Here is a 21,566-nt window from a genome sequence, read left to right as displayed (position 1 = left end):
GTTCACCCCGCGCGGATACCAACCGGAGCGGATCAGCATCTGGTCGGCCCACGAGGACGTACCCACCTTGATGACACCCATGTAATTCAGTCCACCCCGAACCGGACGGATCGGCAACCGGAGGCTCCGGTGTGGAGCCCCGGCACCCGCGCCGTGACCGAGCTCACCCGCGCGAGCGGGCCCGGCGTGTGACGTTGTCGCAGGTGCCCGCGCTGAGGGTCACGAGATGGACGCACCCGGCCTGGACCAGGAAACCGTCGAGCGACTGCTCGCCGGCGCTTCCGGCGGCGCCCCGCGTACCCTCGTGCGGTTCCTCGACGCCGTCCGGGTCACACCCGGCACGGGCGAACTCGACGGCGAAACCGCGGCGGTCGCCGCCTTCCGGGCGGCACGGGCGACGCCCCGACGCGACCCCGGCCGCCGGCCCGTACGGCGACTCGCCGCCGGACTGCTCGGCGCCAAGCTGGCCGTCGCCGCCCTGGTCGCGTCGTTGACCGGTGGCGTCGCGCTCGCCGCCGTCACCGGGAACCTGCCCGACGTCACCGGCGGTGGCCCGCCACCGCACCGGCCCGCCACCACCGGGCCCACCACCCGCCCCACACCGACCCCGCACCCGGGCGGCACGGCCACCGGCCCCGCCGAGGGTGTGTCGGTCCCGGCCGCGCCGGTCGGGCTCTGCGCCGCCTACCGGAACCTCCCCGAGGCCGGGCGGGGCCCCGCGCTGGCCACCCCGGCCTTCGCCGGCCTGGTCACCGCCGCCGGCGGCCGGGACCGGGTACCCGCCTACTGCGCCGCCCTGCTCGACGGCTCCACCTCACCCGGCCCGACCGCATCGGCCCCACCCGCATCCCATCTGTCCGCCTCCGGCGGTCCGTCCGCATCCGGCGGTCCGTCCGCATCCGGCGATCCGGTCGGCTCCGGCGGTCCGCCCTCCTCTGGCGGTCCGGTCGGCTCCGGCGATCCGGTCGGCTCCGGTCCGGCCGGCGCGGGTCCGTTCGGCTCGGGTCCGTTTGGCGCGGGTCCGGCCGGCTCGGGTCCGGCCGGCGCGGGTCCGGCCGGCTCGGGTCCGGCCGGCTCGGNTCGGGTCCGGCCGGCTCGGGTCCGGCCGGCTCGGGTCCGGCCGGCTCCGGCCTACCCGGGCCAGCCACCTCCGGCCTACCCGGCCCGTCCGCCGCCGGGCCGCCCGGGTCACCCGGCTCCGGCCATCCGGTCCGTCCACCGGCCGGTCCCGTACCGTCGGACCTGCAAACGGGCGGCTAGCTTGACCTGGCCTGGATTCGATTTGGGCTGGCCTGGATCGCCCGCCCTGGACTGGCCTGGCCGTGACCGGACTGGCCTGGCCGTGACCGGACTGGCCGTGACCGGACTGGCCGTGACCACCGGACTGGCCCCGCACCGGACTGGCCCCGCACCGGACTGGCCCCGGACCGTCGGGACCGGGGCCGGGACCAGACCGGGGACCGGGGACCGGGGACCGGGGATCGGGGATCGGGGATCGGGGATCGGGCTGATGATCCATACCAGTGCGCCGAAGTGGTGGCATCAGATGGGTCGGATACCGCCACTTCACCGAACTGGTGTCGCGTCCCTCCGGGCGTCCCGGGAAGCGGAAGATCGATCCCATTTGGCGAGAGTCGGCTCTGCGGGGGCGGTGGGACGCGGCGAACTCGCCCGATCGGGGGTGAACCGGGCCGGCGCGCTGGGTACCGGACGAGCATGTCGACGACCGGGGACACCACCACCGAGCGGGTGCTGCTCGCGCTGCTGACCATGCAGCGGGAGTCCTGGGAGCAGGGGATCACCGGGCAGGCGCTGCTCGACCTGGGCCGGCCCGAGGCGGCGTTGCTGATCGCCGACGCCGCGGTGACCCGGCAGCAACCGGACGGCCGGCTCGGCGAGCTGGGCGGGTCGGTCGGTGCGGTGAACGGCGCGGCCTGCGGCGAGGTGGTCCGGCACGCGGCGACGACCACCGGGGATCCGAGGTACGCCGCCGCGCTGGCGGCACAGCTCGACTGGCTGGTGCGCCGGGCGCCCCGGGCCGCCGACGGCACCCTCTTCCACCTGCTCGGCAGTCGTCAGGTGTGGGCGGACACGGTCTACATGGTGGTGCCGCTGCTGGCGCTGACCGGCCGGACGGATCTGGCCGCCGCGCAGGTCGCGGGGCATCGACGACGGTTGCATGACCCCCGCACCGGCCTGTACGCGGCCCGCTGGGACGAGGGCCGACGCGAGCTGGACCGGCCGCAGCCGTGGGGCACCGGCAACGGCTGGGTGGTCGCCGGGATCGCCCGGGCGTTGCGCCTGGCGCCGCGGTGGCCGGCGGATCTCCGCGGCGAGCTGGCCGGGCACGCCGAGGAGGTGCTGACCGCCTGCCTGGCGTACCGCACGGACGACGGGCTCTTCCCCGACGTGCTCGACGACCCCGGCACGTTCCGCGAGGCCAACACCGCCCAACTGCTCGGGTACGCGGCGCTGACCGGGGTCGCCGACGGCTGGCTGCCGGCGTCGTGGCTGGCCACCGGGGCGGAGCTGCTGGCCGCCGCCGCCCGCCGGGTGGACCGGTACGGGCGGGTGACCGAGGTCAGCGGGGCACCGGACTTCGCCGGCCCGGGCACGTCCCCGGAGGCGCAGGCGGCTCACCTGCTCGGGCAGGCGGCGCTGCGCCGGGCCCGGGCGGCGGTCAGCCCAGGATGAGCCCGCGCACGTACGCGGCCTGCCCGACGTGCTGGAGGTCGTCGTCGAGCACGCTGACCAGCCGCACGCCGAGCGTGACCGGCGGGTCCCAGCTCTCGTCGACGATCCGGTCCAGGTCGGCCGGGCGCAACCCGCGCAGGTACGCCAGGCTCCGCTCCACCACCGCCCGGTGGTAGCCGAGCAGCACGTCGCCGTCCTCCGGCCGCACCGCGGCGATCTGCTCGGGTCCGTGGCCGTAGCCGGTGTCGTCGGGGTCGGGGCGCAGGCCGCACCGCGTGGCCCAGTCGCCGGTGACCCAGAGCTGCTCCTCCCCCAGCAGGTCGGCGACGTGGTGGTCCTGGATCCGGGTCAGGTGCCAGACCAGCCAGCCCACCGGGTTCGCCCCGTCGGCCGGGGCCTGCCGCAGCCGCTGCGGGTCGAGCCCGTCCAGCGCCCCGGCGACCAGGTCCGGCAGCCGCCCGTACGCCTCGGTCAGCAGATCGTTCACGTCCACGCGCTCACTCCCCCACCTCTCGTGTCGTCGTCTCCAGGCAGTACCGCCCATCGTGCGCGGCAAACCTCGCCGCCTAGGGTGATCGCGTGGTCGCGGCGCTGGAGCTGTATCTCGACACCGACGCCACCCGGCGCATCCGGGTGCTGTGGGACCTGCTGGAGTCCGAGGGGGTGCAGAGCATGCGATCACTGCTGGCACAGCGGCACCGCCCGCACGTCTCGCTGGCGGTCGCGCCCCGCCTCGACCCGCATCGGGTGGCCGAGGCGCTCGCCGCGACGGTCGTGGCCGCGCCGCTGCGCCTGGAGTTCCAGCACGCCGGCCAGTTCGTCGGGCGGGTGCTCTGGCTCGGCGTGGCGCCCACGGCGGAGTTGCTGGCGCACCACGCCGGGGTGCACGAGCGGCTGGCCCGGGCCGGCGTGGACGTGGTGGAGCACTACCGGCCGGGTCGTTGGGTGCCGCACTGCACGCTCTCCATGCGGGTGCCGAACCCGCTGGTGGGCACCGCGGTACGCCGCTGCCTGGAGGTGCTGCCGTTGACCGCCACCGTGATCGGCGCCGCCGTCACCGACCACGCGCGCGACATCTCCCACCCGCTCCCCTGACTGTCCGTCGTTCCCGCGCGACGCGGGGGCACCGCTTGGCGCGGGCGCCGCTCGGCTGCGCATAGACTGAGCCGGTGAGGCGGAGCCGGTGACCTGCGGGGGCGCGACGGACCCGGGCTACGGCCATGCCTGCTTCGCCTACGACGACCCGGCCGCGCTGCACGCCCGGGCGGTCGAGCAGGTGACGCTCGGGCTCGCGGCCGGCGAGCAGGTCTGGCTGGTCGGCCCGGAGGAGCCCGACGTCGTGGCCACACGCCTCGGGTCGGTCCCCGGGTTCGACACCGCGCTGCGCCGGGGTGACGTGCGGCTGCTCGCCGTCGGCCAGGCCTACCGGCACGATGCGGTCGTCGACCCGGCGCGGCAGGTCCAGGCGTACGTGCGGGCCACCGCCGAGTCGTTGGCCGCCGGGCACACCGGCCTGCGGGTGCTGGCCGAGGCGACCGACATGGTCCGCACCGCCGGGCAACGGGACGCCTTCGCCCGCTACGAGCATCGTATGGACCACTGGATGCGGCACCACCCGATGGCGGCGACCTGCGCCTACGACCGCCGGGTCCTCGGTGACGCGGCGATCAGCGAGCTGGCCTGCCTGCACCCGGAGGGCAACGGCGACGTGCCCTTCCGGCTGCACGCCGGCAGCGGCGACGCGGTGGTGGCGATCCGGGGCGAGCTGGACGCGTCCGACGATCGGCTCTTCGCCGCCGCGCTGGAGCGGGCGGACCCGCAGCCGGCGGCCGGGCGGCTCGTGGTCGACGCCTGTCACCTGCGTTTCATCGACCATCGCGGCCTGTTCCACCTGCGCGACCTCGCCCGTCGCCACGGCGCGGTGGTGGTGCTGCGCACCCGACGCCCGGCCCTGGCCCGGCTGGTCGCGCTGCTGGACCTGGCCGAGCTCCGGGTGGTGGTGGTCCGATGAGGACCGGTGCGGCTGCCGGTCACGTCGGCTATCTCCACGAGGCGATCCTCTACGACTCCGACGACCACCTGCTGGCCGTCGTGCTGCCGTTCCTGCGTGACGGCGTCGAGGCGGGCGAGCCCACCATGGTCGGCCTCGACACCCGCACCGCCGACCTGGTGCGCCGGGCGCTGCCGGCCGGCCACGGGGTCACGTTCCTGCCCGGTGGCGACCTCTACGCCCGCCCGACGGCCGCGATCCGCGCGTACCGCGAGTTGCTCGCGTCGCATGTGGCCGCGGGGGCCACGCAGATCCGGATCGTCGGCGAGTTGCCGGCGGTCGTGTTCGGCGCCACCTGGGACTGGTGGGCCCGGTACGAGTCGGCGATAAACCACGCGTACGACGACTTTCCGCTCTGGAGCATGTGCGCCTACGACCGCCGGACCGCGCCGCCGCACGTGCTGGCCGACGTGGCGCGCACCCATCCTCGGGTCGCCGGACCGGGCGGCAGCCACGAGCCGACCGGTGTCTACACCGAGCCGGCGAGCTACCTGGCGGAGTGCCGGCCGGCGCCGCTGGATCCGGTGCAGCGCACCGCGCCGCTGGTCGAGCTGACCGACCCGACGCCGGCGCGGGCCCGGGAGGCGGTACGCGCGGCGGACGGCGGGCTGCTGCCCCCCGACGGCGTCGACGACCTGGTGATGGCCGTCAGCGAGGTGGTGTGCAACGCGCTGCGGCACGGCACGCCACCGGTGCGCCTACGTCTGTGGTGCGCTCCGGACCGGCTCGTGGTGACCGTCCACGACCGGGGCGCCGGCCCGAAGGACCCGTATTCCGGGTTGCTGCCGGCGGGCGACGGGTCCGACGGCGGGCTGGGGTTGTGGATCAGCCACCAGAGCTGCGACCACGTGACCTACCAGCGCGACACCGACGGTTTCACCATCCGACTGACGGCGGGGAATCCACACTTCCCGGTCTGACCGCCGGGCCTGACCGGTGGGCCCGGGGGCGGGGCGGGGCGAGACCCGCGCGCGGACGCGGTACCGTAGCGCCTCATCGTGCCCTGCGGGGCGGTCACTCGCCGGCCTGACCCCGGCGAACCGACGGAGGATGGCGCATGTCCAACGGTGAGCAACCGTTCGCACCCCACGACGACGTGTCCGCGCGGCCGCGGTTCGACCCGGCGCTGCGTGGCTACGACAAACGTCAGGTGGACCGGTACGTCGAGCAGATGGACGGCGAGGTGGGCGCGTTGACCGCAGCCCGGGACCGGGCGTACGCGCAGGTGCGGGAGCTGACCGCGCAGATGCAGCGAGTCCAGGCCGAGGCGGTCGAGCTGCGCGACCGGCCGACGGCGGTGGACCGGGCCTCCTTCCGTGACCTCGGCCCGATGGTCGACCAGATCCTCGACTTGGCCGAGAAGCAGGCCGGGCAGATCACCGAGGTGGCCACCAAGCGGGCGGACGAGTTCCAGGCCCAGGCGGAGAAGATGCTCACCGCGGCCCAGGAGCAGGCCGCCCGGGAGCGACGCGAGCTGGAGGAGGAGCTGTCCGCCCGGCGGGCCGAGCAGGACCGGGCGGACGAGGAGCGGCGTGCCGTCGCGCAGGCGGAGCTGACCGCCGTGCGGGAGCTGGCGGAGAAGCTGCGCGCCGAGGGTCAGGCCGTGCACGAGCGGGCCCAGCAGGAGGCGAAGCGGATCACCGAGCAGAGCACCCAGCAGGTCGAGCAGGCCCGGTCCGCGTCCGAGGCACTGGTGAAGGCCGCGCGCACCCAGATCCAGCAGGAGGTGCAGGCCAACCGCAGCAAGGCCCAGCAGGAGCTGGCCCAGTGGCAGGCCACCATGGCGCGTGAGCTGGACGAGCGGCGGGCCGCGGCCGAGCAGGAGCTGGCCGACCGGGCCAGCGCCGCCGAGCGGGACATCGCCGCGCTGGTCGCCGAGGCCCAGCAGTACGCCACCGAGGTCCGCCAGCGGGCCGACGAGGAGACCACGGCGCACCAGGAGCAGTTGGCCGCCGTGCAGCGCGAGGTCCAGCAGCGGCAGGAGGCGCTGACCCAGCTCAAGGCGGAGCTGGAGACCGTGGGCCAGCGGTTGGAGGAGACCCGCCGGGAGATCACCACGATCGAGCGGTCCGGCGCCGAGTTGGAGGAGCGGCTGGTCGGCGTACGCCGGGAACTGGCCGCCGAGACCAAGCGGCTGGACGAGGCGCGGCGTGCGGCGGACCTGGCCGAGCAGCAGGCCAAGGAGACCCGGGCCCGGGTGCAGCGCGAGGCCAAGCGGGTGGCCGACCTGGCTGCGGCGGCGGTGATGGCGGCCGCCGCGGGCGGCGGGGAGACCGCCGAGTACCCGCAGGTGGCCGCGCGGCTGGCGGCGTCCGTCGCGACGGTGGCCGAGCAGTCCGGCATCGAGCGGACCGGCATCGAGCGGACCGAGGCCGACCGGGACGAGAGCGAACGGGCCGCAGGCGAGCGGGGCGAGGGCGACCGGCCGACCGCCGAGCCCTTCATCGAACGGCTCGACGGGCCGAGCTTCGACGCGTTCGCGGTGCGCGCCGCGGCGCCCCGTGGCGTGCCCGAGGAGGAGACCACCGGACCGGGCACGGGCGTCCGCGCGCCAGCCTGAGAGCCGGCGGGCCTTGCCACCCGCATTTGCGCCATGCAAATATGTGCATCTATTTGGCGAGCTCCGGGGGTTGATGGGCATGCGCAAGGCTTCCTCGATCGGCGCGGCGGTCGCCCTGACCGTCGCCGCGGCGGGTGTCGCGGTGATGGGCCCGGCCGCACCGGCCAGCGCGGGTTGCAGCCACTCGCACTCCAACATCGACACGAAGTTCGGCCAGCTCTTCAACGCCACCAACGTCAACATCCGCAGCGGCCCGCACACCACCTGCGGGTCGCTGGGCTACGGCCAGCTCAGCCACAACGTCGACTTCCACTGCTTCGCCAGCGGCGACCGGGTCAGCGCCAACGGGCACACCACCTACACCTGGACCTACCTGCGGGACACCACCACCGGGGTCTCCGGCTGGGTCGCCGACGCCCTGCTCGACAACCTCGGCGGCAACGTCGCCTGTTGACGGGTCGGCGCGGCGCGGGCCGACCCGGCAGAATGGCCGGGCATGACCGGCATCGCCCTGCACCCGCCCGTGGAGCCGTACGCCACCCACCGGGTTCCGGTCGGTGACGGCCACGTCCTGCACGTGGAGGAGGTGGGTCGGCCGGACGGCGTACCGTTGGTCTTCCTGCACGGCGGGCCGGGCGGCGGCCTGGTGCCGGCGGCGCGGCGGTTCTTCGACCCCGGGCGCTACCGGGCGGTCCTGTTCGACCAGCGGGGCTCGGGCCGCAGCACCCCGTTCGGCGGGCTGCGCGCCAACACCACCTGGCACCTGGTGGCCGACCTGGAGATCATCCGCCATCGGCTGGGCATCGGCTCCTGGCTGGTGTTCGGCGGCTCCTGGGGCGCGACGCTCGGCCTGGCGTACGCGCAGACCCACCCGGCGCGGGTGACCGGCCTGGTCCTGCGCGGCGTCCTGCTGCTGCGGCGCAGCGAGCGGGACTGGTTCTATCAGGGCGGCCTGCGCCAGCTCCAGCCCGAGGAGTGGGAGCGGTTCGTCGCCCCGATCCCGCCCGCCGAGCGCGACGACGTGCTCGCCGCCTATCACCGGCGGCTGCACGGCCCGGACGCCGACGTGGCCCGCGCGTGCGCCCGCGCCTGGGGGCGGTGGGAGGCGGTGAACGCGTCGCTGCGGCCCGACCCGGCGATGCTCGCCCACTTCACCGCCGACGGGCAGGCGCTGCCGATGGCACGAATCCTGTCCCACTACGCGGTGCACGGCGGCTTCCTCACCGACGGCCAACTGCTCGACGGGGTGGACCGCATCCGACACCTGCCCGCGGTGATCGTCAACGGCCGCTACGACCTGTGCTGCCCGCCGGTGTCCGCGTACGACCTGGCCCGACGCTGGCCGGAGGCGGAGTTGCGGATCGTGCCGGACGCGGGCCACTCGGCGGCCGAGCCGGGCATCGCGCGGGAGTTGCTGGCCGCCACCGACCGGGTCGCCGACCTGATCGGCTGACCCGCCTCCGGCGCCGCCCGACCCCGCGCTCTGGTCATCCGGCGGCACCGCTGGCAAGATCGGCGGAGTGACGGGTGCACTGTACGCGGTCAGTGACCTCCATGTGTCGTACGCGGAGAACCGCGCGGTGGTGGACGGCCTGCGGCCGGAGACGGCGGACGACTGGCTGATCGTGGCCGGTGACGTGGGCGAACTGTTCGCCGACATCGAACGCACGCTGCGCCAGCTGCGCGACCGGTTCGCCCGGGTGGTGTGGGCGCCCGGCAACCACGAGTTGTGGACCCATCCCACCGATCCGGTGACGCTGCGCGGGGTGGCCCGCTACGAGGCGCTGGTCGCGATGTGCCGTGACCTGGGCGTGCTCACCCCGGAGGACGACTATCCGGTGTGGCGGGGCGAGGGCGGGCCGGTCACCGTGGCACCGCTGTTCCTGCTCTACGACTACTCGTTCCGCGCCCCCGGCACCACCACGAAGGAGGAGTCGCTGCGGGTGGCGTACGAGTCCGGGGTGGTGTGCACCGACGAGATGCTGTTGCATCCCGACCCGTACCCGGATCGGGAGTCCTGGTGCCGGGCGCGGCTGGCCGCGACCGAGCGGCGGCTCGCCGCCACCGACCCGGCGTTGCCGACCGTGCTGATCAACCACTGGCCGCTGGTCCGCCAGCCCACCGAGGTGCTCTGGTACCCGGAGTTCGCCCAGTGGTGCGGCANCACCTGCACATCCCGCGCACCACGCACTACGACGGGGTGCGGTTCGAGGAGGTGTCGCTGGGCTACCCGCGCGAGTGGGGTCGCCGCGGCGGCCGGCCCCGGCCGATGCGACGGATCCTCGGCGGCGCCGGGTGATCGAGGCGCTGCTGCCGGCGCACGCCGTGGCCGTCGAGGCGTTCGCCGACGTGGCCGGCGAGACGCCGTACCCCGGGGAGGAGGACCTGGTCGCCCGCGCGGTGGAGGGTCGCCGCCGGGAGTTCGTCACGGCGCGGCGCTGCGCGCGGGAGGCGCTGGCCCGCCTCGGGTACGCTCCGGCGCCGATCCGCTCCGGGCCCCGGCGGGAGCCGCTCTGGCCGGCGGGCGTGGTGGGCAGCATCACCCACTGCGCCGGTTACCGGGCCGCCGCGGTGGCGCCGGCCGACGCGGTGGCCGGCCTGGGCATCGACGCCGAGCCGCACGCGCCGCTGCCGGACGGGGTGGCCGACGCGGTCACCACCGCCGCGGAGCCGGCCCGGCTGGCCGGGCTGCGTGCCGCCGACCCGACCGTGCACTGGGACCGCCTGCTGTTCAGCGCCAAGGAGTCCGTCTACAAGGCGTGGTTCCCGCTGACCGGACGGTGGCTCGGGTTCGAGGACGCGGAGCTGACGATCGAGCCGGCCGGGCGGTTCGCCGCGCGGGTGCTGGTCGACGGCGCGCGGACCGACGGCGGCCCGCCGCTGCGCGTGCTGGACGGCCGCTGGCTGGTCGCGGACGGGCTGGTGGTGACCGCGGTGACGGTGCTTTAGCGATTCGTCCTTGTTTGCCCGGCGCGACCCAGGGTAGGGGCTGAGGACCTGGTCATATCGCGCAGGGAGGACAGGTCCTGATGGATTCCAGCAAGCCCGCCCAGGTCGTCAAGGGCGTCGTCGAAGCCGCCGTCGAGAAGGTCGGCGACGCGCTGACCCCGGACGTGCCGGGCGCGCCGGGCAGCGCGCCGCCCTCGCTCGAGGAGCCGACCGCGCCGCACGGCCCGCTGCCGCCCAAGGACGAACAGGGCGCACCGGACACGCGTAGCCCGACCGGTGCCGAGACCGGCGTGCCGAAGATCGCCAAGGGGCAGCAGGGGGCGTACCTCACCACCTCCACCGGCACCCGACTGCGCGACACCGACCACTCGCTGAAGGCCGGCCCGCGGGGTCCGGTGCTGTTGCAGGACCACCACCTGCGCGAGAAGATCACCCACTTCGACCACGAGCGCATCCCGGAGCGGGTGGTGCACGCGCGGGGCGCGGGCGCGCACGGCGTGTTCGTCGCCAACGGCAGCGCGGAGGAGGTCACCCGGGCCGGTTTCCTGAAGAAGGGCCGCGAGACCCCGGTCTTCGTCCGCTTCTCCACCGTGCTGGGCTCGCGCGGGTCGGCGGACACCGTCCGCGACACCCGGGGCTTCGCCACCAAGTTCTACACCGACGAGGGCACCTTCGACCTGGTCGGCAACAACATGCCGGTGTTCTTCATCCAGGACGCGATCAAGTTCCCGGACATCATCCACGCCGGCAAGCCGCACCCGGACCGGGAGATCCCGCAGGCGCAGAGCGCCCACGACACGTTCTGGGACTTCGTCTCCCTGCACACCGAGGCCCAGCACCACACCATCTGGAACATGTCCGACCGGGGCATCCCGCGGTCCTACCGGACCATGGAGGGCTTCGGCGTGCACACCTTCCGCCTGGTGAACGAGGCGGGGGCCACGGTGCTGGTCAAGTTCCACTGGAAGCCGAAGCTCGGGGTGCACTCGCTGGAGTGGGAGGAGGCCCAGCTGATCAACGGCATCGACCCGGACTTCCACCGCCGCGACCTCTACGACGCCATCGAGTCCGGCGCGTTCCCGGAGTGGGAGCTGGGCATCCAGGTCTTCCCGGACACCCCGGAGGAGACGTTCGCCGGCATCGATCTGCTCGACCCGACGAAGATCGTGCCGGAGGAGCTGGCGCCGGTGCAGCCGATCGGCCGGCTCACCCTGAACCAGACGCCGCGCAACTTCTTCGCCGAGACCGAGCAGGTGGCGTTCCACGTCGGGCACCTGCCGCCGGGCATCGACGTCACCAACGACCCGCTGATGCAGGGGCGGCTCTTCTCGTACGTGGACACGCAGCTCACCCGGCTGGGCGGGCCGAACTTCAACCAGATCCCGATCAACCGGCCGCACGCCGACGTCAACGACATGCTGCGCGACGGCTTCCATCAGCACGCGGTGCACGCCGGGGTGGCGCCGTACCGGCCGAACTCCCTCGACGGCGGCAACCCCTTCCCGGCCGGCGACCGGGAGCACGCGTTCGTCGACACGCCGGTCGTGGTGGCGGAGGCACCGAAGGTCCGGGCGGCGCCCGCCTCCTTCGACGACCACTACAGCCAGGTCCGGCTCTTCTGGGCGAGCATGTCGCCGGTGGAGAAGGAGCACATCATCCGGGCGTACACGTTCGAGCTGGGCAAGTGCTACCACCAGGCGATCAAGGAGCGACAGCTCCAGTGCCTGGCCAACATCGACCCGGTGCTCTGCGCGCAGGTGGCGACCGGTCTGGGCCTGCCCGCGCCGCAGCCCATCGTGGCGCTGGCCGAGGTGCAGCCCAGCCCGGCGCTGTCGCAGGTCGGGCGGGAGTGGCCGGCCGACGGCCGGATGGTCGGCATCGTGGTCGACGCGGACGGCGACCTGGACGACGTCGGTGAGGTCCGGCGCGCGGTGTTCGCCGCCGGCATGGTGCCGCTGCTGATCGCCCCGCACGGCGGCCTGGTCGGCGATCTGCCGGTGCAGCGCACGTTCGCCACCGGCCGCTCGGTCGAGTTCGACGCGGTGCTGCTGGCCGGCGCCCCGGCGCCGGCGCCGGACGCGCTGCCGGCCCGCGACGCCAAGGCCGGCGCGGCGGGCTCCGCCACCGTCGACCCCCGGGTGCTGCTGCTGGTCGAGGAGGCGTGGCGGCACGCCAAGGCGATCGGCGCGTGGGGCGCCGGCGCGGAGCTGCGGCAGGCCGGGGTGGCCGGCTCGCCGGGCGTGGTCACCGGTGACTCCGGCGTCGAGGTGCTCACCGCCGTGCAGGGCCTGATGGCCGCGCACCGGGTCTGGGAGCGGTTCCCCGCCTCGGTCGGCTGAGTCTCCTCCGCGTTACGCGGGGCGGTCCCGGACGGGGCCGCCCCGCGTCGTCGTCTGCCGTGGCGCAATGTTTCATCGACTTGTCTAAGTATTGCGATGTGATGTCGTGCACTGCCATGATGACCGTCAATTTCTTCCTCGTTCGAAGGAGCGGTCCTCATGGCGCCCACCCGCCGTACCCTGATCCGGTCCCTGGTGGCCGGGTCCGCGCTCGCCGCGCTGCCCGGCCTGCCACCCCTCGCCGCCCGGGCCGCCGCCGCGGCCAGTCCCCCCGGCGACGTGGTCGGCAAGATCACGGTCGGCTACCAGGGCTGGTTCAGCTGCCCGGGTGACGGCGCCCCGATCGGCGGCTGGTGGCACTGGAGCCGCGACCGCTTCCAGTCCCCCTCCCCGGCCAACACCACGATCGTGTCCTGGCCGGACATGCGGGAGTACGCCCGCGGCTACCCCACCGCGTACCCGAACCTCGGCGACGGCCGGCCGGCCACGCTCTTCTCCTCCTACGACCAGCAGACCGTGGACACCCACTTCCGCTGGATGCAGGAGTACGGCTGCGACACCGCGGCGTTGCAGCGGTTCAACCCGTTCGGCGACGAGGGACCGACCCGCGACGCGATGGCGGTGAAGGTCCGCTCGGCGGCGGAGCGCTACGGCCGCAAGTTCTACGTCATGTACGACGTCACCGGCTGGACGGCGATGCAGTCGCAACTCAAGGAGGACTGGACGACCAGGATGTCGGCGCACACCGCCTCACCGGCGTACGCCCGGCAGAACGGCCGGCCGGTGGTCTGCGTCTGGGGGTTCGGCTTCGCCGACGACGGCCGCCCCTTCGCGCCCGCCGCCTGCCTGGACGTGGTGCGGTGGCTCAAGGCGCAGGGCTGCTACGTCATCGGCGGGGTGCCGACCTACTGGCGGCAGGGCATCAACGACTCCCGGCCCGGCTTCGCCGAGGTCTACCACGCGTTCGACATGCTGTCGCCGTGGATGGTCGGCCGCACCGGCACGCTCGACGGACTGGACTGGTTCCACACCAACGTCAACGTCCCCGACCTGGCCGACTGCGCCGCCCACGGCATCGACTACCAACCCTGCGTGATGCCCGGCGACCTCTCCGCCGGGCACCGCCGGCACGGCGACTTCTACTGGCGGCACCTCTACAACATGGTCCGGCTCGGGTCCCAGGGCCTCTACGTGTCGATGTTCGACGAGTTCAACGAGGGCAACCAGATCGCCAAGACCAGCGAGACCGCGGCGGCCACCCCGGCCGGCGCCGGCATCCGGGCGCTCGACGAGGACGGCACGTTCTGTTCGGCCGACTACTACCTGCGGATCACCGCCGACGGCGGCCGGATGCTCAAGGGACAACTGGCGCTCACCCCGGTGCGCCCCACCCCGCCGGTGACCGGCGGCGGGCAGCCGCCCGGCGGCGACCTGGCGGCCGGCCGGCCCGCGTCGTCGAGCAGCCAGCAGAACGGGCCGTTCGGCGCCGGCAACGCTGTCGACGCCGACCCGGGCAGCTACTGGGAGTCGGCCAACGGAGCGTTCCCGCAGTGGTGGCAGGTCGACCTGGGCACCGCCCGGTCGGTGGCCCGCGTGGTGCTCGCGCTGCCGCCGGGCTGGGAGGCGCGCACCCAGACGCTGTCCGTGCAGGGCAGCACCGACGGGACGAACTTCGGCACGCTGGCCGCGTCGGCCGGGGTGCGGTTCGACCCGGCCGGCGGCAACCAGGCGACGCTGACCTTCGCCGGCACCTCGGTCCGGTACCTCCGCGTGCGCGTCACGGCGAACACCGGCTGGCCCGCGGGTCAGCTCGCGCGACTGTCCGCGTACGCGGCGTGACCCATCGAAGTCTCTCATTGACGGCTTAGTTAATAGTCTTTAATATCTGGTCCACCTCGAGGAACACCCCCTGTCCGCCCCCGTCCCCCGGGAAGGCCCTCGATGCCCACACCTCGCCTCCGGCGTCGCCTCGCCGCCGGAGCGCTCGCGCTGGCCACCGCCGCCGCGACGCTCACCCTCACCCCGTCCGCCGCCGAAGCGGTCGTGCTGCCCAACAACTTCAAGAGCGTCGGCTACATGCCGTCCTGGAGCGGCAGCGTCAACAGCATCCAGTACGGCAAGCTCACCCACATCAACTACGCCTTCGTGCTGCCCAACGGCGACGGCAGCCTGCGCGCGGTGGAGAACCCGAGCAAGCTCTCCTCGCTGGTGTCGCTCGGGCACGCCAACAACGTCAAGGTCTCCATCGCCATCGGCGGCTGGAACGACGGCGACGACTCCGCGTTCGAGGCGCTGGCCGCCAACTCCGGCGCCCGCGGCGCGTTCGTCAACAACGTGGTCAACTTCGTCAACCAGTACAACCTCGACGGCGTCGACATCGACTGGGAGTACCCCGACCCGGGCGCGTCGGCCAACAACTACACGCTGCTGATGCAGCAGCTCGCCAGCGCCCTGCACAGCCGGGGCAAGCTGCTCACCGCCGCCGTGGTCGCCGAGGGCTACTACGTCAGCGGGGTGCCCACCGCGGTCTTCGGCTCGGTCGACTGGCTCAACATCATGGCGTACGACGGCGGCAGCCCGCACGCCAACTACGACTGGTCGATCGCCGCCGTCAACGGGTGGAAGGCGCGCGGCCTGCCCGCCGCCAAGGCGGTGCTCGGCGTGCCCTTCTACAGCCGGCCCGGCTACTACACCTACGCCGCGCTGGTCGGCCTGGACCCGGCCAACGCCAACCGGGACTGCACCACCGCCGGCGGCGCCCAGCAGTGCTACAACGGCGTGCCGACGGTCAAGCGCAAGACGCAGTGGGCCAAGGCTAACGCCGGCGGGATGATGAACTGGGAGCTGTCCCAGGACACCACNCCCCGCCGCCGTCCGGGCGCACCGGGCCGATCACCGGCATCGGCGGCAAGTGCGTCGACATCGCGGCCGCCAGCAGCGCCAACGGCACCGCGGTCCAGCTCTACGCCTGCAACGGCACCGCCGCGCAGAGCTGGACCGTCGGCGGCGACGGCACGCTGCGGGCGCTGGGCAAGTGCCTGGACGTGACCAGCGCCGGCACCGCCAACGGCACCAAGATCCAGATTTGGGACTGCAACGGCACCAGCGCCCAGGTGTGGCAGGCCCAGAGCAACGGCACCCTGCGCAACCCGGTGTCGAACCGGTGCCTGGACGCCACCGACAACAGCTCCGCCGACGGCACCCGGTTGCAGATCTGGGACTGCTTCGCCGGCGCCAACCAGGTCTGGCGGCTGCCGGCCTGACCGATTGTTCCCGCCGCGCCGGTCGGCGCGGCGGGAACGTCAGCCGGAGTATCCGCCGGAGCCCCCCGACACCGCCCGGCGCACCCGGCTCGCCTCGTCCCGCAGCGTGTGCACGAGCGCCGCGCCGCTGCGGGTGTCGGCCAGACCGTTGCGGGCAAGGGTACGGGCGATCTGCTCGAAGAAGTCGGCGACCTCGTTGGCGGTGCCGAGCGCCGGCCCCACCTCGGTCGACACATCCGCGCCCTCGACGACGGCAAGCCGCTCGGCGATCTCCCGGCGGACACTGTCGGGCAGCTCGGTCGCGCCCAGGGCCGCGCGAACCCGATCGTAGGCGTGGCGGACCTCGCCGTGCAGGACGATCGCGCGACCGGGGCGGGCACGCACCAGGTTGCCGATGACGCCGACGTTGTAGGCGAGGTCACCGCCGACCGACCGGGAGGTCTGCGTGACCGCCAGGTGGCCGACCTCCACCGCCGACATCGCGTTCAGCCCGGCCCGGAAGCAGGGGTGGATGTGGAACTCGTTCTCATTCGGCTCCAACACCTCCCGCCGGACGCCGCCGTAGACGGTGTCGACGCCCCGTCGCACCCCGAGGAAGCCGAGGCCGAACAGGATGTCGATCACGGTGTCGGCGTCCAGCACATGCGCGTACTCGGGGAACTGCTCCACCAGGCCGTCACGCACCTCGGCGAACCGGGACCGCAGCGCCTTGCGGGTCACCAGATAGCCGGCGTTCTGGAACAACGCGTAGAGCCGGGTGAGGAACGGATAGCTCACCAGGTACTCGTTGCCGAGATCCTGGAGCTTCCAGCGGGAGAAGTCGCGGGCCGCCATCCGCACGTCCGACTCCCACACGGTCCGGTGCCAGTGCCGCAGGGCGGTGTCGCGGCACAGGGTGACGAACTGGATGACGTCGCGTGGGCGCAGCAGCGTACGGGAGGTGAGGTAGTCCAGGATCGGCTCGCCGTCGACCTCCGCCGGCAGAGCGCGCCCCCACAGTTCCGCCGCCGGGACCGGCCGGCCCAACGCCGCCGAGGCCCGGCGCAGCAACACCTCACCGAGCAGTTCCGGGCTCCAGTCGATGCGCTCCTCCTCGACCCGGAACTTGTCGCTCTCGGCGAACTGGAGCGAGTCGTAGATGTCACTGCGCAGGAACAGCACGCACCGCACCGCGCCACCGAACCGGCTGCGGACATGCTTGCTCGCCAGCAGCAGCCCGACCACCATGGCGTCCGAGGCGGGGTCGTTGGACCAGATCTGCTCGACCTGGTCCACCGCGAGCAGGAGCGCCGGGTGGCCCGGCGGGCAGTCNCCCGGGCACCCTCCGACGCCTTGATCTCGACCTGGCCGTTGAGGCCCAGTGCGCCGACACCGAGCGACGAGGCCCGCAGCCGGCCCACCCCGGAGAGCACCCGGTCGTACAACCGCTGGTCGCCGCTCTCGTGATGCCGGCGCAGGAACCGGCGTAGCCGGCGGATGTCGGCCGGGGCCCGGCGCAGCCGCCGCCGGTGCGCCCGCCGGGCGTGCGCGACGACGTGACGGCTCACCTGCACGGCGAAGACGTACCGCCAGACGAGCGACTTGGCCGTCTCCGGGTTGAGCCCCTGCAACTCGAACCGCCGCAGTTCCTCCCCCGTCGCGTCGTCCGGCGTGATCAGGCTGGTCTCCACCGCGCCGTCGGCACCGTCGTCGAGCAACCGGCAGATCGCGCTCTTGCCGGCGCCCTTGCGACCGATGATCAGACTCTTCCGTCCCCGCACCGCGGCCTCGTACGCGGTGGTCGGCAGGAAGCCCTGCCGCAGCAGGCCGCTCGTGAGATCGGTCTCGGCGTCGTCGTGCCCGAACGTCAACCGGGTCAGGTCGATCGACGGCTCGTCCATTGCGGTCCTCCACCCACCGGTCACGCCTAGTGTGGCACCGAACACGGTAGGCATCGAGGCGGTGCGGCACCAGCGGACGACGTACCGGTGTTCCTNCCGGCGCGGCGGCCTCGACAGCCGTCGCGCCGGGCCGCCGGCGTCACCGGCCCCGCGTGGCCCGGCGGATCTGCACCGGCTGGGCCGGCGCGCCGTCGACCGGTGCCGGGTCCTCCGGGGTGGCGGCGATGCCGCCGGCCGCGATCCGGTCCAGCGTGGCCAGCCCGGCCGCGTCGACGTGGCCGAAGACGGTGTAGTTGGGGCGCAGCGCCGAGTCGGCCTGGACCAGGAAGAACTGGCTGCCGTTGGTGTCCGGGCCGGCGTTCGCCATGGCCAGCGTGCCGCGGGCGTAGAGGCGACGCACGCCGGTCGGGTCGGTCGGCGCGGGCGGCAGGTCCGTGGGCAGCTCGTCGCGGTAGCGGTAGCCCGGGCCGCCCTCGCCGGTGCCGGACGGGTCGCCGCACTGGAGCACCGTCAGCGTCGGGTACGCGGTGAGCCGGTGGCAGGGCGTCCGGTCGTAGAACCGGTGCCGGGCCAGGTGCAGGAAGCTCTGCACGGTGCACGGCGCCTGCTCGCGGTCGAGGGTCAGCCCGATCGGCCCCTGGTTGGTGCGCAGCGTGACCCGTACCGTGCCCCGGTCCGGCGTGCGACGCGGGTCCGGCGGCAGCGGCACCGGCCGGGCCGCCGGCTCGTCCGGCGTCGGCGTGTACGCGCACGGCCCCCTGGTGGGCGCGGGCTCGGCGGCCGGCGCGGCGCTCGCGGCGACGCCCGCGGCGGCGACCAGCGCGGCGGCGGCCACCGCCACCCCGGCGAGACGGGCCAGCAGCGGCGCGGCGGCGTACGGTCGGGTTTCGCTCGACACGGGGGTCCTCCCTGGACTCGTGGCACCGGAAAGACCGGAGTCTATGGATCCGGTGGCCGGATGTCGACGGAAAGTCGGTTGCCGGGCGCAGTCCCGGTCCGGGAGGGTGTCGGTCATGACGTTCTGACGGACCGCACCCCGCCCTCCTCCCGCCCGCGCTGAAAGAAACGAGCGTCCGTGCCTGCCTCCGTCTCCGTCTTCTCCTCCCCCGGCAGTTGGATCGAGTCCGCCGCGCTCGACCAGTGCCGCCAGGTCGCCGCCCTCGACGGGATGGCGCACGTCGCCGCCATGCCCGACCTGCATCCCGGCAAGGGCGCCCCGATCGGCGCGGCCATGGCGTCGACCGTGCTCTACCCGTTCCTGGTCGGCTCCGACATCGGATGCGGCATCGCGGTGTTCCCGATCACGCTGCGGCGGGCCGTACCCGAACGACTCGCGACCCGTTTCCCCGACCTGGACCGCGCGCTGCACCCGGAGCGCGACGCCGACGACCCGGCCTGGTCGGTGCTCACCGGCGACGTGCCCGCCGGCCACCTCGACGGCCTCGGCACGGTCGGGCGCGGCAACCACTTCGTCGAGCTGGCCCGCGTCGGTCCGATCGAAGCGCCGGAGCACGCCACCCGGCTCGGGCTGACCACCGGCGACCTGGTCCTGGTGGTGCACTCCGGGTCGCGCGGGCTGGGCGAACGGATCCTGCGCGACCACACCGAGACGCACGGCGCCGGCCCCGCCCCCGACCCGGACGCCTACCTCGCCCGGCACGACGCCGCCGTGCGGTGGGGCGCGCTCAACCGGCGGCTGCTGGCCGCGCGGGTCGCGTACGCGCTGGGCGCCGAGCCCACCGAGCCGGTCGTCGACCAGTGTCACAACCTGGTGGAGATCCGCGACGGGCACTACCTGCACCGCAAGGGCGCGGCCCCGGGCGACGGCCGGGACGTGCTCGTCGCCGGCACCCGGGGCACGCCGTCCTACCTGGTGGCCGCGCACGCCGGTGCGGCGGCCAACCATTCGGTGGCGCACGGCGCCGGCCGGAAGATGTCCCGCGCCGACGCGCTGCGCCGGGGCAAGGCGAAGCACACCGTCGAGGAACTGCGCCGTACCCCGGTGGGGTCGCTCGTGGTGTGCGGCGACCGGCAGTTGCTGTTCGAGGAGGCGCCCACCGCGTACAAGCGGATCGAGCAGGTGATCGGCGACCTGGTGGCGCACGACCTCGCCACCCCGGTCACCACCACGGTCCCCCTGGTCACCTACAAGACGCCGGACGTCGCACCCGCGCGCCGCCGGGGGCGGCGGTGACCGACCTGTTCCTGTCCGCCGGGCGGGGCCCGCAGGAGTGCGCGTGGGCGCTGGCCCGGCTGCTGTCCCGGTTGGAGGCCGACGCCGGCCGGCACCGCCTCGCCACCACCCGGGTCGAGACCGTGCCGGGCGACCGGCCGGGCACCTGGCGGTCGGTGCTGCTGCGGATCACCGGCGTCGGGGCGGAGGCGTTCGCCGCCGGCTGGACCGGCACGCTCTGCTGGCAGGCGGCCAGCCCCTACCGGCCGGGCCACGGGCGCAAGAACTGGTACGTCACCGCCCGGCCGCACCGGGTCGACGTGGCGGCCACGCCGTTCCGCGAGGCCGACGTCGAGTTCGTGCCCTGCCGCACCGGCGGGCCCGGGGGCCAGCACCGGAACAAGGCCAGCACCGCCGTCCGGGCGACCCACCGCCCGTCCGGTCACGTCGTGGTGGTGGACACCGAACGGCACCTGCACCTCAACCGCCGGATCGCGGCGGAGCTGCTGCGGCGGCGGGTGGTTGAGGACGGCGAGGCGGCCCGACGTGCCGGCGCGACGGCCCGGTGGCGGATCCACGACGAGCTGGTCCGCGGCGACCCGACCCGGGTGGAACGGCCGTGACACGCGTGTTCCTGCGCCCCGACGACGTCCGCGACCTGGTACGCGACCGCCTCGGCACCGACCGGCGGGTCACCGCGCTGGACCGGCTGACCGGCGGCACCAGGAAGGGTGTCTACCGGATCGAGCTGGACGACGGGACGACAGTCGTCCTCTACGTCTGGTCGCCACGGGAGAACTACTGGCCCGAGGCGGAGACCGTCCCGGACGACCCGTTCATCGAGGCGTCCGGACCCGAACTGTTCGCCACCAACCACGCCGCGCTCACCGCCGCCGGGGTGCGCGTGCCGCACCTGATCGCCCGCGACCCCGCCGGGCACCATCTGGACGCCGACGTCGCGCTGGTGGAGGACGCCGGCGGATTGACGCTGGAGGCGTTGCTGACACGCGACCCCGGCCGGGCGGCCGAGCCGCTGACCCGGCTCGGGGACGCGCTGCGGCGGATGCACACCACGGTCGGCCCGCGTTACGGCCGGCTCATCGACACCAGCCGGGGCACGTCACCGGCCCGGCCCGCCGAGGACGTGGTCCTGGACCGCGCGCTCGCGCACCTCGCCGGCGCGGCGGCCCGTGACCCCCGACCGGCCGCCGCGCGGGACCGCATCGTCGCCCACCTGCGCCTGCTGCGCGACCGGGTGCCGCCCCGGCGGGAGTACGCGCTGGTGCACGGCGAACTCGGCCCGAACCATGTCCTGGTCACGCCGGCCGGTGAGCCGGTGATGATCGACTTCGAGGGACTGACCCGGTTCGACGTCGAGTGGGAGCACGCCTGGCTGCGGATGCGCTTCGGCGCGGCATATCCGGCGCTGCGGCCGGTCGCGCTCGACGCCGAGCGGCTGGAGTTCTACCGGTACGCGCAGGTGCTGTCGTTGATCGAGGGTCCGCTGCGGATCGCCGAGGGCGACTTCCCGGACCGGCGGTGGATGCTCGACCTGGCCGAGCGGAACATCACCGAGGCGCTCGCCGCGCTCTGAGCCCGCGCGCGCCTGGGCCAGCGGTCCGTGCGCGGCGGCGGGGAGGCGGGTCGGATACGGTGGG

17 protein-coding genes and 3 pseudogenes are annotated in these 21,566 nt (G+C 74.1%); 15 read left to right on the top strand and 5 right to left on the bottom strand.

Annotated features, from left to right (window positions below; translation table 11 throughout):
- Window positions 1-163 precede the first annotated feature (163 nt).
- Window positions 164-565, bottom strand: a complete 402-nt coding sequence (locus B1205_RS29040) for a hypothetical protein (protein WP_140158018.1) — start codon at window positions 563-565, stop codon at window positions 164-166.
- Window positions 566-1,716: 1,151 nt separating this feature from the next.
- Here B1205_RS29040 and B1205_RS11400 point away from each other — a divergent pair.
- Window positions 1,717-2,694 carry a glycoside hydrolase family 88 protein gene (locus tag B1205_RS11400; protein ID WP_089155584.1) on the top strand — a complete coding sequence of 326 codons (978 nt, stop codon included), beginning with the start codon at window positions 1,717-1,719 and terminating at the stop codon, window positions 2,692-2,694.
- Here the strand turns inward: B1205_RS11400 and B1205_RS11395 are convergent.
- Window positions 2,681-3,187, bottom strand: a complete 507-nt coding sequence (locus B1205_RS11395) for a mycothiol transferase (RefSeq protein WP_089155583.1) — start codon at window positions 3,185-3,187, stop codon at window positions 2,681-2,683. The two genes, B1205_RS11400 and B1205_RS11395, sit on opposite strands and share 14 nt — an antisense overlap.
- An 86-nt stretch (window positions 3,188-3,273) precedes the next feature.
- On the opposite strand from B1205_RS11395, the gene B1205_RS11390 reads away from it, so the two are divergent.
- The 11 genes and pseudogenes from B1205_RS11390 (at window position 3,274) to B1205_RS11340 (ending at window position 15,855) form a co-directional block, all read left to right on the top strand.
- Window positions 3,274-3,789 (top strand): 2'-5' RNA ligase family protein, encoded by a 516-nt coding sequence (locus tag B1205_RS11390; RefSeq protein ID WP_089155582.1) that lies wholly within the window; start codon window positions 3,274-3,276, stop codon window positions 3,787-3,789.
- An 88-nt stretch (window positions 3,790-3,877) separates the two neighbouring features.
- On the top strand, window positions 3,878-4,705 hold the full coding sequence (locus B1205_RS11385) for an MEDS domain-containing protein (protein ID WP_089155581.1): 828 nt from the start codon (window positions 3,878-3,880) through the stop codon (window positions 4,703-4,705).
- Complete coding sequence (locus B1205_RS11380) at window positions 4,702-5,664, top strand: sensor histidine kinase (RefSeq protein WP_089155580.1); 963 nt, start codon at window positions 4,702-4,704, stop codon at window positions 5,662-5,664. Before B1205_RS11385 ends, B1205_RS11380 begins: the two co-directional genes overlap by 4 nt.
- Window positions 5,665-5,801: 137 nt before the next feature.
- Window positions 5,802-7,304 (top strand): hypothetical protein, encoded by a 1,503-nt coding sequence (locus tag B1205_RS11375; protein WP_089155579.1) that lies wholly within the window; start codon window positions 5,802-5,804, stop codon window positions 7,302-7,304.
- A gap of 79 nt (window positions 7,305-7,383) precedes the next feature.
- Window positions 7,384-7,758, top strand: a complete 375-nt coding sequence (locus tag B1205_RS11370) for a hypothetical protein (protein WP_089155578.1) — start codon at window positions 7,384-7,386, stop codon at window positions 7,756-7,758.
- A 42-nt stretch (window positions 7,759-7,800) separates the two neighbouring features.
- On the top strand, window positions 7,801-8,757 hold the full coding sequence (gene pip, locus B1205_RS11365; RefSeq protein WP_089155577.1) for a prolyl aminopeptidase: 957 nt from the start codon (window positions 7,801-7,803) through the stop codon (window positions 8,755-8,757).
- A 67-nt stretch (window positions 8,758-8,824) separates the two neighbouring features.
- Window positions 8,825-9,603: pseudogene (locus B1205_RS11360) on the top strand (metallophosphoesterase family protein).
- Window positions 9,600-10,253 (top strand): 4'-phosphopantetheinyl transferase family protein, encoded by a 654-nt coding sequence (locus B1205_RS11355; protein WP_089155841.1) that lies wholly within the window; start codon window positions 9,600-9,602, stop codon window positions 10,251-10,253. Before B1205_RS11360 ends, B1205_RS11355 begins: the two are co-directional and overlap by 4 nt.
- 80 nt (window positions 10,254-10,333) lie before the next feature.
- Entirely contained in the window at window positions 10,334-12,592 is a 2,259-nt protein-coding gene (locus tag B1205_RS11350) for a catalase (protein WP_089155576.1), read from the top strand.
- Window positions 12,593-12,751: 159 nt separating this feature from the next.
- Window positions 12,752-14,431: a discoidin domain-containing protein gene (locus B1205_RS11345; RefSeq protein ID WP_089155575.1), complete on the top strand. Its 1,680-nt coding sequence runs from the start codon at window positions 12,752-12,754 to the stop codon at window positions 14,429-14,431.
- 102 nt (window positions 14,432-14,533) lie between these two features.
- Window positions 14,534-15,855 (top strand): annotated as a pseudogene (locus tag B1205_RS11340) (glycosyl hydrolase family 18 protein).
- Window positions 15,856-15,894: 39 nt separating this feature from the next.
- Here B1205_RS11340 and B1205_RS11335 read toward each other — a convergent pair.
- From B1205_RS11335 to B1205_RS11330, 3 genes and pseudogenes are all read right to left on the bottom strand, one after another.
- Window positions 15,895-17,139: a P-loop ATPase, Sll1717 family gene (locus B1205_RS11335; RefSeq protein WP_441338482.1), complete on the bottom strand. Its 1,245-nt coding sequence runs from the start codon at window positions 17,137-17,139 to the stop codon at window positions 15,895-15,897.
- 77 nt (window positions 17,140-17,216) lie between these two features.
- Window positions 17,217-17,735: pseudogene (locus B1205_RS33345) on the bottom strand (P-loop ATPase, Sll1717 family); the annotation flags it as partial.
- Window positions 17,736-17,874: 139 nt separating this feature from the next.
- Complete coding sequence (locus B1205_RS11330; protein ID WP_089155574.1) at window positions 17,875-18,633, bottom strand: peptidylprolyl isomerase; 759 nt, start codon at window positions 18,631-18,633, stop codon at window positions 17,875-17,877.
- A gap of 177 nt (window positions 18,634-18,810) precedes the next feature.
- On the opposite strand from B1205_RS11330, the gene B1205_RS11325 reads away from it, so the two are divergent.
- The 3 genes from B1205_RS11325 to B1205_RS11315 are packed head-to-tail and all read left to right on the top strand — an operon-like array spanning window position 18,811 to window position 21,502.
- Window positions 18,811-19,929, top strand: a complete 1,119-nt coding sequence (locus tag B1205_RS11325) for an RNA ligase RtcB family protein (RefSeq protein ID WP_089155573.1) — start codon at window positions 18,811-18,813, stop codon at window positions 19,927-19,929.
- Window positions 19,926-20,531, top strand: coding sequence for a peptide chain release factor H (gene prfH, locus B1205_RS11320; protein ID WP_089155572.1), 606 nt, complete (start codon window positions 19,926-19,928; stop codon window positions 20,529-20,531). Before B1205_RS11325 ends, prfH begins: the two co-directional genes overlap by 4 nt.
- On the top strand, window positions 20,528-21,502 hold the full coding sequence (locus B1205_RS11315; RefSeq protein ID WP_089155571.1) for a phosphotransferase family protein: 975 nt from the start codon (window positions 20,528-20,530) through the stop codon (window positions 21,500-21,502). The genes prfH and B1205_RS11315 overlap by 4 nt, the downstream gene beginning before the upstream one ends.
- Window positions 21,503-21,566 lie beyond the last annotated feature (64 nt).

Source organism: Micromonospora sp. NBS 11-29, from assembly GCF_002140155.1.
GTDB lineage: Bacteria > Actinomycetota > Actinomycetes > Mycobacteriales > Micromonosporaceae > Micromonospora.
The sequence above is the reverse complement of the archived record's forward strand: the minus strand, read 5'-3'. Positions and strand labels throughout refer to the sequence as shown.

Coding starts and splice junctions, on each gene's coding strand:
- B1205_RS11400 (WP_089155584.1), top strand. CDS start 1,717: ATGTCGACGACCGGGGACACCACCACCGAGCGGGTGCTGCTCGCGCTG.
- B1205_RS11380 (WP_089155580.1), top strand. CDS start 4,702: ATGAGGACCGGTGCGGCTGCCGGTCACGTCGGCTATCTCCACGAGGCG.
- B1205_RS11375 (WP_089155579.1), top strand. CDS start 5,802: ATGTCCAACGGTGAGCAACCGTTCGCACCCCACGACGACGTGTCCGCG.
- B1205_RS11370 (WP_089155578.1), top strand. CDS start 7,384: ATGCGCAAGGCTTCCTCGATCGGCGCGGCGGTCGCCCTGACCGTCGCC.
- pip (WP_089155577.1), top strand. CDS start 7,801: ATGACCGGCATCGCCCTGCACCCGCCCGTGGAGCCGTACGCCACCCAC.
- B1205_RS11350 (WP_089155576.1), top strand. CDS start 10,334: ATGGATTCCAGCAAGCCCGCCCAGGTCGTCAAGGGCGTCGTCGAAGCC.
- B1205_RS11345 (WP_089155575.1), top strand. CDS start 12,752: ATGGCGCCCACCCGCCGTACCCTGATCCGGTCCCTGGTGGCCGGGTCC.